A 13,418-nucleotide genomic window follows, 5' to 3' on the forward strand; every position below is an offset into this window, starting at 1 on the left:
GCACCCGGAAACGCAGGGGGACGGCGAGCCCGTCCCCGGAAACCACAGGGGAACTGATCTGCATGAACGCCATCTCCCTCGGCCTCGGCGTACTCCTCGCCGTCGGCCTGCTCCTCCTCGTCGTCGCCTTCTTCGCCATCAGCCGACTCTTCCGCAAAGTGCCGCAGGGGAAGGTGCTGATCGTCTCCAAGATGCGGAAGGTGGACGTCACCTTCACCGGGCAGGTGGTGCTGCCCGTGCTGCACAGGGCCGAGATGATGGACATCTCGGTGAAGTCGATGGAGATCCACCGCACCGGCCGTGAGGGCCTCATCTGCAAGGACAACATCCGCGCCGACATCCGGATCTCGTTCTTCGTCCGCGTCAACAAGACGGTGCAGGACGTCGTGAAGGTGGCGCAGGCGATCGGCACCGAGCGCGCGAGTGACCGGGAGACCCTCCAGGAACTCTTCAACGCGAAGTTCTCCGAGGCGCTCAAGACCGTCGGCAAGCAGCTCGACTTCTCCGACCTCTACACCAAGCGCGACGAGTTCCGGGACCGCATCATCGCCGTGATCGGCACCGACCTCAACGGCTACAGCCTGGAGGACGCCGCCATCGACTACCTGGAGCAGACCCCGCTCCAGCAGCTCGACACGCACAACATCCTCGACGCCCAGGGCATCCGCAAGATCACCGAACTCACCGCCGAACAGCACGTGCGTACCAACGAGTACCAGCGGCAGGAGGAGAAGGAGATCACGCGCCAGAACGTGGACGCCCGCGAGGCCGTGCTGGAGTTGGAGCGCCGCCAGGCGGACGCCGAGATCAAGCAGCGCCGCGAGGTCGAGACCGTCCGCGCCAAGGAGGAGGCCGAGACCGCCCGGGTGCAGGCCGAGGAGCGGATGCGCGCACAGACGGCGCACCTCAAGACCGAGGAGGCGCTCGGCATCCAGAACGAGAACCGCGAGCGGGAGGTCGCCGTCGCGCAGCTCAACAGGGAGCGCGTCGTGGCGATCGAGAACGAGCGGATCGAGAAGGACCGGCTCCTCGAGGTGATCGCCCGCGACCGCGAGACCGAGCTGCGGAAGATCGCGGCCGACAAGGAGGTCGAGGCGGAGAAGCGCGACATCGCCGACGTCGTCCGCGAGCGGATCGCGGTGGAGAAGACCGTCGCGCAGCAGGAGGAGGAGATCAAGAAGCTGCGCACCGTCGAGGAGGCGGAGCGCGAGCGCCAGGCCCTCATCATCCAGGCCGAGGCGGAGGCCCAGGAGCGCCTCGTGAAGGACATCAAGGCGGCCGAGGCCGCCGAGCAGGCGGCGGAGCACCGCGCCGCCGAGGAGCTCACCCTCGCCGAGGCCCGGCGCAAGCAGGCCGACCTCGACGCGCAGTCCGCGATCCGGCTCGCCGAGGGCAAGCGTGCCGAGTCCGCGGCGGAGGGGCTCGCCGAGGCCGAGGTGCAGGAGCGGATGGCCGACGCGGTGGAGCGCAACCGCGCGGTCGAGGCCGACGCCGCCAAGGCGATGGGCCTCGCGGAGGCGACGGCCGAGAAGGAGCGCGGCCTCGCAGCCGCCGAAGCGCTCCGCGAGCGGATGCGCGCCGAGGCCGAGGGGCTCAACGAGAAGGCGTCGGCGATGGCGGCGCTCGACGAGGCGAGCAGGGAGCACGAGGAGTACCGGCTGCGCCTGGAGGCGGAGAAGGACGTGCGGATCGCCGGCATCGACGTCCACCGGCAGGTCGCGGAGGCGCAGGCGTCCGTGGTCTCCGAGGGGCTCAAGAACGCCAGGATCGACATCGTGGGCGGCGAGTCCGTCTTCTTCGACCGCCTCGTCGGGGCGATCTCCGCGGGCAAGAGCGCGGACGCCTTCGTCGACCGCAGCGAGTCCGTGCAGGCGATGGCGGCCCCGTGGCTCGACAAGGAGAACTCCACCTTCACCCGCGACCTCGGGGCCGTCCTCGGCGGCCTCGGCGCGCAGGGCGTACGCGACCTCACGCTCACCGGGCTGCTCACCAAGCTCATCGCCGAGGAGGGCCCGAACACCTCCCAACTCCGGGCGCTCCTCGACTCGGTGAGCGGCACCCCGGCGGCCGATCTGCCGCTCTCCGCCCTCGCCGGCGGCACGGGAGCGGTCAACGGGGCGAAAGCCGCGGTCTGACGGGCACGGGCCGCCCCCGGGCGGCCCGATCCGCCGGGAGTGGAGGAGAGAGGGCGCAGAGGAGATGGGGAGACGAGCGATGACCGAGGCACACGCACCCGAGCCGGCGCACGCAGCGGACGAGCCCGCGGGCGGCGCGCCGGGCGCCGAGGCGCAGGACCCCATGGACGCCGGCACCTTCGGCGTCCTCCGCGACCGCATCGCCAGGGCCGCCGCCGAACTCTCCGCACGCGCGGGGCGGTTGAACGCCCGCCGCACGGAGGAGTTCGGCGCCGCCGGGCTCGAACTCCTCCGCGCCGAGCAGCTACGCACCGCGGCCGACACCGCAGCGTGCGACGTCGTCCACGTCGGCGGCGCCCTCCTCCTCGGCCACCACGGGGCGGCCCCGGCCGACCGCGAGGCCGAACCCGCCGACGTCTTCGCGCTCTTCGCGCTCGACGCGGGCCGCCTCGCCCCCGCGGCCGAGTCCGCTGTCCCCGGGCTCCTCGACGACGAGCGGTTCCACAGGGACTTCGCCGAACTCCACCGCTACTACCGCTCCGCCCGGTTCACCCGCTTCGACACGGCGGGCCCCTTCCTCCTCGCCGTCTTCCGCACCGGCGACCGCGACGGCGACGTACGGGCGCTGCGCTGGCGAATCGCGCCCGACGGCAGTCCGGCGTACGTCGACGCCAAGGGCGAGCGCGAGTTGCGCGCCCCCGAGCCGTACGAGTTCGCATGGCAGGAGGCCGGCCGCGAGGACCACGTGCCGGGGCGCTACCCGCTCGTCTCGCTCGCCGGACGCCTCCACGTCGGCATCGCGGAGGGCGCGCTCACCGTCAAGTCCACCGCGGACACCGAGGTTGCGGAAGGGCTGCACCGCGAACCCGTCGACGAGCCGCTCCAGTCGCTCGCCGACGCGCGGATCGCGCACGCCGCGGTCGGCCCGCTGACGCTGCTGCGGGTGCGCCCGTACAACGAGGACGCCTACCGCTACCTGGTCCACAACGAGCGCACGGGCGAGGTCGTGCGGCTCGACGGCATCGGCGCGGGCTGCCGGCTGCTCCCCGAGGAGCAGGGCATCGTCTTCGCCGGCGGGTACTACCTCGCCAACGCGCCCGCAGGCTCGGCGGCCCGCACCTTCGACACGGGACCCGAGCGGGGCGCGCTCGGCTGGCACGCCACCGTCCGCTCGCCCAACGGCGAGGACGTCCTCCACGTCTTCCGCACCGCCGGAGGCCGCACCCTGCTGCTGCCGTACAACCTCATCCGGGAGGAGGTCGCGGCGCCGCTCCCCGCCGACGGGCACGCGCTCTTCCCCGACGGCACCCTGGTCCTGCTCCGCTCCGCCGGGAGCGGCCCGACGAGGGTGCACCCCGTCCAGCTGTGGCGGACGCCGTACACCAGCGCCACGCACGCCACGGCACAGCCCGAGGGGGACGGGCCGCTCGCGCGCGTGGGCAACGCGGAGCTGGTGCGCGGCATCTCCGACGCGTACGCGGTGGTACGCCTCGCCGACGGCATGGAGCCGAACGCCGCCGTCTTCCGCGCCGTCACCGCCGCCTGCACCCGACTCGCCGACCAGCACCCGTGGTTGGGGTCGGAGGGCCTGGAGCGGCTCGACGAACCGCTCGGCACCCTGCGCGGCACGGCGGAGCAGGCGATCGACGAGGTGCGCCGGGTCGAGGAGCTGCGGGCGCAGGCCGAGAGCGCGCTCGACGAGGCGGCGCGGGAGGCGACCGCGCTCGTCCGCAGGGCGCGCGGCGAGGTGCCGGGCGGCGCGGCCGGCTGGGTCGCGCTCCTCACCGGACTCCGCAGGGCCAGGGGCCGGGTCGCCGCCCTCAGCGACCTGCGGTACGTCGACACGGGACGGCTCGGGGAGCTGGACGGAGAGCTCGCCGAGGCACTCGACGCCACGGGCCGCAGGGCCGTGGACCGGCTCGCCGCGCCGGGTGCCTTCGACGAAACGCACCGCGAGATCGAGGAGTTGGAGTCACGAGCCGCGGCCGTCGCGACCGTCGCGGAGACGGCGCCGCTCGCCGAGGAGATCGACCGGCGCGCGGAGAGCCTCACCGCGGTCACCGACGTCGTCGGCGGCCTCGACGTCTCCGACGCGACGCAGCGCACCGCGCTGCTCGCCGCCGTCGGTGAGGTGACGGGCGCCGTCAACCGCGCACGCGCCGTACTGGAGCGCAGGCGGGGCGAGTTGCAGGAGAGCGAGGGGCGTGCGGAGTTCGAGGCGGAGTTCGCGCTCCTCGGCCAGGCCGTCGCGGGAGGACTCGCCGCCGCCGGGACGCCCGAGGAGTGCGACGACCAACTCGCGCGGCTCATGATGCAGTTGGAGAACCTGGAGTCCCGCTTCGGCGCGCTCGACGCCGACGGGGGAGCGGGCGGCTTCCTGGAGCGGCTCGTGGACCGGCGCGAGGAGATCCACGAAACCTTCTCCGCGCGCAAGCAGGCCCGCATCGACGCACGCGCACGGTACGCCGAGCGCCTCGCGGCGTCGGCGGAGCGGGTGCTCGGCACCGTAGCGCGCCGCTCCTCCTCGCTCGCGTCCCTCGACGAGGTGCACGCCTACTTCGGCTCGGAACCGCTCGTCGCCAAAGTGCGCACCACGGCGGGGGAGTTGCGCCAGCTCGGGGAGCAGGTGCGCGCCGACGAGCTGGAGGGCCGGCTGAAGGCCGCGCAGCAGGAGGCGGCACGGGCGCTGCGGGACCGCGCCGACCTCTGCGACGAGGAAGGCACCGTACGCCTCGGCCGCCACCGCTTCAGCGTCGACTCCCAACCCGTCGAGCTGACCCTCGTCCCGCAGGACGGCGCGCTCGTCTTCGCCGTCACCGGCACCGACTACCGCGCTCCCGTGCACGACGAGGAGTTCGCGGCGACGCGGGCGTTCTGGGGCCAGCCCTTGGCGTCCGAGTCGCCCGAGGTCTACCGCGCCGAGCACCTCGCCGCGACGGTCCTGGAGCGCGCGGCAGCGGAACGCGGCCTCGACGCGCTGCGCGAGGCCGCGGCGGAGGGCCGACTCCTCGCCGCCGTACGGGAGTTCAGCGACGCCGCGTATGACGAGGGGTACGACAGGGGCGTCCACGACCGGGACGCCGCGCGCCTCCTCGGCGTCCTGCTCCGCCTACACAGGGACGCGGGGCTGCTGCGGTTCCGGCCCGACGTGCGCGCCGCGGCCCAACTTTTCTGGGGCTACGGGGCGCAGGAGACGGCCCGGCGCGAGTGGACCACGCGTGCCGCCTCGCTGGCGCGGGCCCGCGGCGCGTTCGGACCGGTGCCGGCTGCGGCCGACCTCGCGGCCGAACTGGACGGCGCGGCAGGCGAGTTCCTCCGACCGCTCACCGCGGAACTCGGCGAGCTGCCCGACGGCGACCTCGGCGGCTACCTCTTCGAGGAACTCGCCGCAGGCAGCCCCAGGTTCGTCACGGGCGCCCCCGCGCGGACGCTGCTCGACGGGTTCAGGGCAGCGCTCGGCGGCGAGGACTCGGCCGCGTCGAAGGAGTTCGCGGCCGACCTCGCGGCGCTCGACGGCGACCTGCGGGCCCGGCTCCAACTCGCCACGGCCTGGCTCCACTCGTACGCGCAGACCCGCGGCGGCGAGGAACGCACCGGAGCGGAACTCCCCGGCGATCTGACGGAGGCGGCCGTACTCGCCCTCGACGGCGGCACGTTGGAGTACCGCGAAGTCCGGGCGCCGCTCCGCGAGCGCGTGCCCGAGCTGCTCGGCACCCACCCGCGGCTCGCGGGCGGCGAACTGGACGTGCGGCTCGACGAGTTCCTCGACCGCACGCGCACCTTCCGCACCCACCGCGTCCCCGCGCACCGCGCGTACACCAGGCGCCGCAACGCGCTCCTCGCCGCCGAGCGCAGGCGACTGCACCTCGACGCGTACAAGCCGCGGGTGATGCCGACCTTCGTACGCAACCGCCTGATCGACGAGGTCTACCTGCCGCTCATCGGCGACAACCTCGCCAAGCAGCTCGGCGCGGCGGGCGAGCAGCGGCGCACGGACAGCCAGGGCATGCTCCTCCTGCTCTCGCCTCCCGGATACGGCAAGACGACGCTCGTCGAGTACGTGGCCGCGCGCCTCGGACTCGTCCAAGTGACCGTCGACGGGCCTGCGTTGGGTCACCGCACCACCTCGCTCGACCCGGCTGCGGCGCCGGACGCCGCAGCCCGCCGCGAGGTGGAGAAGATCAACTTCGCCCTGGAGATGGGCAGCAACGTCCTCCTCTACCTCGACGACATCCAGCACACCTCGCCCGAACTGCTCCAGAAGTTCATTCCGCTCTGCGACGCGCAGCGCCGCATCGACGGCGTCGCGGCCGACGGGACGCCGCGCAGCTTCGACCTGCGCGGCAAGCGCTTCGCCGTCTGCATGGCGGGGAACCCGTTCACCGAGTCGGGCAGCCGGTTCCGCGTCCCCGACATGCTCGCCAACCGCGCGGACGTCCGGAACCTCGGCGACGTCCTCTCCGGGCGCGAGGAACTCTTCGCGCTCAGCCACGTCGAGAACGCGCTGACGGCCAACCCCACCCTCGCGCCGCTCGCCTCCCGCGACCGCGGCGACATCGACCTGCTGGTCCGCCTCGCCGCGGGGGACGGCTCCGCGGAACCGGACCGCCTCGTCCACCCGTACTCCGCAACGGAGCTGGAGCAGGTCCGGGCCGTCCTGCGCCACCTGCTCCGGGTGCGGCGCACGGTCCTCGCCGTCAACTCCGCCTACATCGCCTCGGCAGGCGTCGACCCGGCCGACCGGACGGAGCCGCCCTTCCTCCTCCAGGGCTCCTACCGCAACACCAACAAGCTCGCCGAGCGCCTCGTCCCCGCCATGAACGACGAGGAGCTGGAGGCCCTCGTCGACGACCACTACACGGCGGAGGCGCAGACCCTCACCACGGGAGCCGAGGCCAACCTCCTCAAACTCGCCGAGCTGCGCGGCAGGTTGGACGAGGTAGGCGCGGCACGGTGGGAGCGGCTGAAGGCCGCGCACCTGCGGTGAGTCGGTGCGGCAGGGAAACGCTTGGACCGTGGCTGAGACCCCCAGTAGCGTCTGCCGGCATGAGCAGTCCGGAGAGCAAGCCCGTGCCGCGTGCCGTCACCTTGATCCGTTCCGCCTCCCTGTCCGATGTCGCGGAGTACGCCTACGCGGCCACGGCCCCTGCCGAGTCGCGGCTGATCTTCCTGGCCGGAGCATGTCCTCTCGACGAGGACGGTTCCACCGCGGCGATCGGGGACTTCGCGGGGCAGGCGGCCAGAGCTGTGGAGAACATGCGGACCGCTCTGACGGAGTCCGGCGCGTCGCTGCACGATGTCGTCAGCACCCGCGTTCTCGTCGCCTCGCACCGGCGGGAGGATTTGGTGACGGCGTGGGAGGTCGTCCGGGACGCGTTCGGCGACCACGACGTGCCCAGCACGCTGATGGGGGTCACCGTGCTCGGCTACGACGGCCAGCTCGTGGAGATCGAAGCCGTTGCCGCCGTGCTTGATTCCTGAGCCGACGGGCCATCCTTGCGGGCGGCCTTGTGGTCCTTCTTCTCCGGGCGGTGATCCCGCCACCGGCAGCGGCGGTTCCGGTACCGCCCGCTCGTCGGTCGGATCCCCTTGCTGAGCAGGCGGACCACCTGTCGAAGAGACACGTTCTCGCCCGCGAGTGCGGTCGCGGGGCGCCGGACGCGATGCGCCGCCGATCCGGCCGAGCCGCGCGGGCGGCAGGCGGCCGGCCTCTCCGCGCGGTCACTTGCGGGCGACCGTCACCGCGCAGAGCCCCGTCTCCTCCGTCCTGGTGCTGATCCCTTCCGGCGCGAACCCGGCCCGGGCCGCGTACGCCTCGACCGCCTCCGCCGTGCGGCACGCCATGCGCCACGGTGTGCCCTCGCGGTTGGGCAGCGTGTGCGAGGCGAGTTCGCGCTGCGGGTGCGCGGTCTGCGTCGTGAAGACCAACACGCCGCCGGGGGCGAGGAGTTCGCGGAGCCGGGACATCGACTCGGGTACGGCCTCGTCGTCGAGGGCGAGTTCGTAGAGGCCGCAGACGACGACGAGGTCGGGCGCGCGCCGGTCGGCGAGCGGGAGCGGGGCGAAGGCGTCGCCCTCCTCCCAGTCGAGCGGGCGCTCCAGCAGGCGGCGGCGGGCCGCGAGCCTGCGGCCGTGCGCGAGGGCCGTCCGGGCGTTGTCGCGGCAGACGACGCGCAGCATGCCGTCCGTGTCCTCCTCCAGGAGGTCGAGGAGGTAGCGGCCGGAGCCGGCGGCGACGTCGAGGAGGACGACCTCCTGCTGCTCCCGCTCGGCGACGAGCTTCCGCAGCACCTCCTTGAGCAGCTCTTGCCGAGCGCGGACCGCGCGCCAGGCGACGGCGTCGAGGAAGGCGCGGTCGAGGAGGCGCCCGATGCCGAACGAGCCGTGGGCCTCGTCCTCGTAGACGTAGTCGAGCAGCGGGCCGCTGTCGAAGCCGTACCGGTGGCCGAGCGCGATGCCCTGACTGCTGCGGCCGACCGTGCGCATCAGCCCGCGCAGCAGGGTCCACTTCAGGCGTTCGGGGAGCGACTCCCGGGCGGGTCCCGGCTGTTGACGCCGGTCCTCGCCCGGGTGCCGCCCGGCGCCCCGGGCCGGGGCGCCTCGGCCGGTCGCCCCGTCGTCGGTCGTCGTTCGGGATGTCGTCCGCTCTGCCACTCTCTGCCCCCGTACCGTGTGCCGCCGCCCTGCCGGGCGGCGCGGTGCCGTGCGCCGCTGCGCCTTTCACGGGTAGGACGTTCCGCGTACCCGCATGGCTCCTGCCCTTTTCCGGCCTTCCGCGCACTCCGGGGGCGTCGCGGATCGGGGCCGGATGTCCCTCGCCGCCGCGCGGAGTCCGGGGCGGCCGCGTTCGAGGGTGCGGGTCAGCCGTCCTGGGGGCGGGGCGGGCCGTCGAGGAGCGTCACCCCGTACCGCGCCAAGAGATCCGTGTGGTCGGCGTCGCGGCGCCCGTCCGCGGCGCCGACCGAGCGGAAGTAACCCTCCACGGCGCCGGGGTTGTTGATGATGAGCACCTCCGCCGTCGACGTGAGCGGCTGGAAGGTGTGGGGCACGAACCGCGGCCCGAACACGTAGGCGCCGGCCTCCGCGTCGTGGACGTCGCACTCGGCGAGCGAGGTGGAGCCGACCCAGAACCGTACCCGGCCGGAGAGGACCACCCAGCTCTCGTCCTCCCTGCTGTGGGTGTGCAGCGGCGGCGCGTCCCCGTGGTGCAGGGACGCGCGCATGACGCTCGCGGCCCCGTTGGTCTCGCTCGTTCCGACGACCTGTTCGTTGGTGGTGCGGTAGTACTGGAAGGTCTCGCCGTCTCCCCGGTTCCGCACGAGGGCCATGCTCATCCGTGCTCCTCCCCGGCCGCGTGTGCCGGCCGGTCGTGGTCGGAGCGACGGAGCCCGCCGTCCGGCGACTTCGAGCGGTTCGGGGCGTACGCTCCCGGACCGCGTGCCGCACGGGGGACGTCGCAGTCCACGTGATCGTCGCATCGAGTGGGGGATGTCCTCCAGAGGGCGTAGGGCGCGGGTGCGCCAACGGAGTGCGTGCGCGGGGGAGTTCTGGCTCGACTTCCGTGAAGCCGTCACCGGACGGGACGGGCTCCGGGGCGGTCACGCAGCATGCCAGCGGTTTCTGTTGTCGGCTGCCGGGCCGCACACCATGGCGGTGCCGGCCGCGGTGCGGCCGGTCGCGCCCGGTGGGGAACAGAAGGCCCCGGGGTGGACGGTGCCAACCGAGCCGCCGCTGCCGCCTGTTGAGGAGTTGCTGCTTCCGCCGGTCGAGGAACTACCGCTCGAGGACGAGCCGTTGCCGGCGTCGCCCGGCGGGGTACCGCCGGACCCGGAGGTGTCGTTCGACGAGCTGCCGCCGCCTCCGCCGGACGAGGAGGAGCCGCCGGACGAGCCGCCCTTCGAGGCGCCGGGCCGATCGTCGTGGTGGTCCCGGTAGTCAGGCGTTCCGTCGTGGTCCCGGTCCGGGAGTTGGGGGTAGTCGACGTCCGCGGAGGGGCAGTCGTTCCTGGGCGCGGTCAGCTTCAACGTGACCGTGTCGCGCGGCTGGACTCGTGCGCCGGCGCGTGGGTCCTGTGTGCACACGGTCCAGCGGTCGTGGCCACCGCCCTCCGGCAGAGTGTCGTTGCTGTAGGCGGCTTCGGCTCGGATGCTCTTCCGGTCGATGCCGCGTGCGACGAGTGCCTTGCGAGCGCTCGCCCAACTCTTCTGCGTGACGTCCGACATGGTGGGCCAGGGGAGCGGCTCGCCGTCGTGTTCCGGACAGGGCTCCGCGGTCTTCACCGCGGCGAGGTCGACGCTGCCGTCCTTGGTGGTGCGTTGGAAGCACACCGTCCAGCCGGACGCGGCGACGATCTTCCGCTTCCGGTCGGAGGCATCGTGCCGTGCCGTCCCGTACCCGGCGCGCTTCGCCGCCTCGAGCGCCTTGTCCAGCCGCTTTCCCGCGTAGTCCGGTGCCTTGGCCGCCGGCCGCGGCGTGCTGTCCTCGGCCGGGGCCGGCGTCGCGGTGGCCCCCGCCTTCGCACTCGTCCGCGGCTCGTCCGGCACCGGGTGGGCGACGCCGGCCACGATGGTGCACAGCAGGAACGCACCGAAGCTGGCACATCCGCGCTGCCACACCCGCCAGGGATGACCGACGCTCTTCCGTCTGACCCAGAGCAGCACGAGCGCGGCGAGCATGGCGAAGACCCCGAGGGCCTCGTTCACGGCCATGAGGACGGCGGCAGCGCCGACGAACGCGAGGCGTGCTGCCGTGGTCTGCCACCAGGACGGGCGAGTTGGCGCCGGAGTCGGCGGGCCGGCGGGGTTCGTCGAGTCCACGGTCTGATGCCTTTCGCGGCTGAGCCTGTGCAGGACGGAGCAGAGCCCCGTACCGCAGGACGTGTTGGAGTACCGCCTACGTGCATGACGCCGACAGCGCCGGACGCATCGGGATGTGACACGCATGCGTGCTGGGGAAAGGCATAGCAGGCATGTCGGTGAAGTGCTGTTCATGCTAACGAGATATGAGGGATCAGTCGCAATTTTCCCGGATCCGGTTGCGACGTCGGGGCTCTCCGGCGCCGGGAGCCCGGCCGGCGCCGCGTTCCCGAGGTGCGGCGACTCTCCAACGCCTCCAGACGTCCGCTTGTTGCCGCCTCGTCAGAGGCCGGGAAGCCGCATCCCTGGAGGCAAGTTGGCGCTCGTCCACCGGCGAAGGCTCCGAGGTGCCGTAATACACCGCGGAGCTGCCGCTCTCTTCGAGCGCGTCCGGAGACGGGGCGTTCAGCGGAAAACGAGGCGGTGCCCGGGAGACGTGCGCCGACAATGACGGCGCCGTTGAGGGGGCGGTCGACGACGGCGGCACAGAGCCGGGTTCGGTCGCCTCCCCGCCGGCGGTGAAGAGTGCGAGAGTCGGGACTGCCTCGCGGAGTGGACGCCCTCCTCTCCACGGTGAGACCCACGGGGCCCAGCGCTCAGCCCTTGCGCGCGACCCCCGCGTAGAAACCCGCCTGCTCGTCCGGCAGTTGGTTCGGCCCGTCCGGGCGCCAGCGGGGGCCGACGACGACGCCGGGGTCGAGGAGCTCCAGGCCCTCGAAGAAGGCGGCGACTGCGGCGCGGCTGCGAGGTGCGGTGTTGATGCCGTGCTCGCCGTAGAGGGAGTTGACCGCGTCCCGGGCGGCGCCGTCGTCGAAGTCGTACGTGGTGTGGGACAGGACGAGGAAGCTACCGGGGGCGAGCGGCTCCAGGAGCCGGCTGAGCAACTCGTGGGGCCCGTCCTCCTCGGTTATGAAGTGCATCAGCGCGACGAGGGAGAGAGCGACGGGCTTGTCCAGGTCGAGCACCTCCGCGATGCGGGGTCGGTGGCTCCAGAGGTCGTCGTGTCGGACGTCCGCCTCCAGATAGGCGGTGCGGCCCTCGGGAGTGCCGCGCAGCAATGCGTCCGCGAACTCGATGACGAGGGGATCGTTGTCGACGTACAGGACTCGGCACTCCGGAGCAACGCGCTGGGCGACCTGGTGGAGGTTGGGCTCGGTGGGGATGCCGGTGCCGATGTCGAGGAACTGCCGCACTCCGTGCTCGCCGGCGAGAGCGTGGGTGGCACGACGCATGAAGGCGCGGTTCTCGCGGGCGAAGGTGCGGATCTCCGGGACCCGCTGCAGGAGTTGCTCGGCCGTGCGCTTGTCGGCTTCGAACCAGTCCTTGCCGCCGAGGTAGTAGTCGTACATGCGCGCCGAGTGCGGTGTTCCGGTGTCGAGAGACATCCATACCCCCAGGAAGCTGCGTCGTGTCGATGCTGCGTACTCGCTGCCCGGGCGGAGCCCCTCGGGCGGGAAGCGCTCGGTACCGGTAGCGGGGCGGAGCGTGCGTGCATCCCCTCGTCGGACGCGTCAACTCCGGCCCGTGCGGGTCCAGTTATAACACCGACGTGCTGTGCGAGGACCGTGAACGGCGAGCGCCACCACCGGTCCACCGCGCTCTCCCGGTGCCGTCGGCGCTCGCTCGCCGAGGCGCTGCCGAACGGGACGTGGCGGTGCCGGGGCGCGGCGGGCGGCTGTCGGTCCGGGGTCGCTTCAGTGCGGGGTTCGCGGCGTCGGGCGTGGTGGTGCGGCGTCTGCGGCGCGCCGCGAGGGCAACGCCACCGCGGCGTACCAGACCGGGGCCGCACACACGGACCCGTCGCACGGAGGCCAGTGACCGTGTGCGGGAGTCGTCCCGTGTGCCGCAGACGAAGGCGAGGGCCGCCGACGGAGTCAGGACGACGGCCGGCAACGCGCGGGCCGTACGCCGGGGCCGACGGTGGCGGCTCCGGTGGTGGGTCGGAGTCAGCCGAGGGCGGAGCAGACGTACGGCTGCCACCTCGGCGGGAAGGACCGCTTCGAGGCGGATCGGGAGCTCGTCCGGTCGCGCACGAAAAGGAGCCGCGGCCCGTGTCCCCCGGGGGGAAGGGACACGGGCCGCGGCGGTCTTCACGTCGGCGCGGTGCCGAAGGCTACGGCGTGGACTCAGCCGATCCGGAGCTTCTGGCCCGGGACGATCAGGTCCGCGTCGTCGCCGATGACGGACTTGTTCTCCTCGAAGACCTGCTTCCAGTCGACGCCGTGCGCGTCGGCGATACCGGTGAGGGTGTCGCCCGACTCGACGGTGTAGTCGCCGGACTTGCTCGGGGCCGACTCCTGCTGCGGCTTCGGCTTCGGCGCCTGCTCCTGCTGCGGTGCCTGCTCCTGCTGGGACTGCTCCGAGCCGTCGCCTTCCGCGTTCACGTCGGGGGAGGGTCCGTCGGCGGTGAGGTTGCCGGCGCCTGCGC

Annotated in this window: 8 protein-coding genes; 3 read left to right on the forward strand and 5 right to left on the reverse strand. The window is 73.0% G+C overall.

Annotated elements, in window-relative coordinates; all coding sequences use genetic code 11:
• The first annotated feature begins 62 nt into the window (after nt 1-62).
• The 3 genes from UWG_RS0118335 to UWG_RS0118345 all read left to right on the forward strand — a co-directional run bounded on the left by UWG_RS0118335 (nt 63) and on the right by UWG_RS0118345 (nt 7,616).
• Nucleotides 63-2,135 carry a flotillin family protein gene (locus UWG_RS0118335; protein WP_016908674.1) on the forward strand — a complete coding sequence of 691 codons (2,073 nt, stop codon included), beginning with the start codon at nt 63-65 and terminating at the stop codon, nt 2,133-2,135.
• A gap of 79 nt (nt 2,136-2,214) precedes the next feature.
• On the forward strand, nt 2,215-7,122 hold the full coding sequence (locus tag UWG_RS0118340; protein WP_016908675.1) for a DNA repair ATPase: 4,908 nt from the start codon (nt 2,215-2,217) through the stop codon (nt 7,120-7,122).
• Between the two features lie 83 nt (nt 7,123-7,205).
• Nucleotides 7,206-7,616 (forward strand): RidA family protein, encoded by a 411-nt coding sequence (locus tag UWG_RS0118345; protein WP_016908676.1) that lies wholly within the window; start codon nt 7,206-7,208, stop codon nt 7,614-7,616.
• A 240-nt stretch (nt 7,617-7,856) separates the two neighbouring features.
• Here UWG_RS0118345 and UWG_RS0118350 read toward each other — a convergent pair whose 3' ends face one another.
• The 5 genes from UWG_RS0118350 to UWG_RS0118370 form a co-directional block, all read right to left on the reverse strand.
• A complete protein-coding gene (locus UWG_RS0118350) occupies nt 7,857-8,789 on the reverse strand; it encodes a class I SAM-dependent methyltransferase family protein (RefSeq protein ID WP_016908677.1) in 933 nt (310 codons plus the stop codon).
• A 206-nt stretch (nt 8,790-8,995) separates the two neighbouring features.
• Entirely contained in the window at nt 8,996-9,469 is a 474-nt protein-coding gene (locus tag UWG_RS0118355; protein WP_016908678.1) for a cupin domain-containing protein, read from the reverse strand.
• Between the two features lie 264 nt (nt 9,470-9,733).
• Nucleotides 9,734-10,951: a PASTA domain-containing protein gene (locus UWG_RS0118360; protein ID WP_016908679.1), complete on the reverse strand. Its 1,218-nt coding sequence runs from the start codon at nt 10,949-10,951 to the stop codon at nt 9,734-9,736.
• Between the two features lie 635 nt (nt 10,952-11,586).
• The gene (locus UWG_RS0118365) at nt 11,587-12,375 is read right to left on the reverse strand and encodes an SAM-dependent methyltransferase (RefSeq protein ID WP_029391563.1); all 789 of its coding nucleotides are present in this window, start codon (nt 12,373-12,375) and stop codon (nt 11,587-11,589) included.
• A 741-nt stretch (nt 12,376-13,116) separates the two neighbouring features.
• A partial coding sequence (locus UWG_RS0118370) for a LysM peptidoglycan-binding domain-containing protein (RefSeq protein WP_016908681.1) occupies nt 13,117-13,418 on the reverse strand: 302 nt, incomplete at its 5' end.

Origin of the sequence: Streptomyces xiaopingdaonensis (assembly GCF_000262345.1) — a bacterium.
In the GTDB taxonomy this organism is placed as follows: Bacteria; Actinomycetota; Actinomycetes; order Streptomycetales; family Streptomycetaceae; genus Streptomyces; species Streptomyces xiaopingdaonensis.

Coding starts and splice junctions, on each gene's coding strand:
- UWG_RS0118335 (WP_016908674.1), top strand. CDS start 63: ATGAACGCCATCTCCCTCGGCCTCGGCGTACTCCTCGCCGTCGGCCTG.
- UWG_RS0118340 (WP_016908675.1), top strand. CDS start 2,215: ATGACCGAGGCACACGCACCCGAGCCGGCGCACGCAGCGGACGAGCCC.
- UWG_RS0118355 (WP_016908678.1), bottom strand. CDS start 9,469: ATGAGCATGGCCCTCGTGCGGAACCGGGGAGACGGCGAGACCTTCCAG.
- UWG_RS0118365 (WP_029391563.1), bottom strand. CDS start 12,375: ATGTCTCTCGACACCGGAACACCGCACTCGGCGCGCATGTACGACTAC.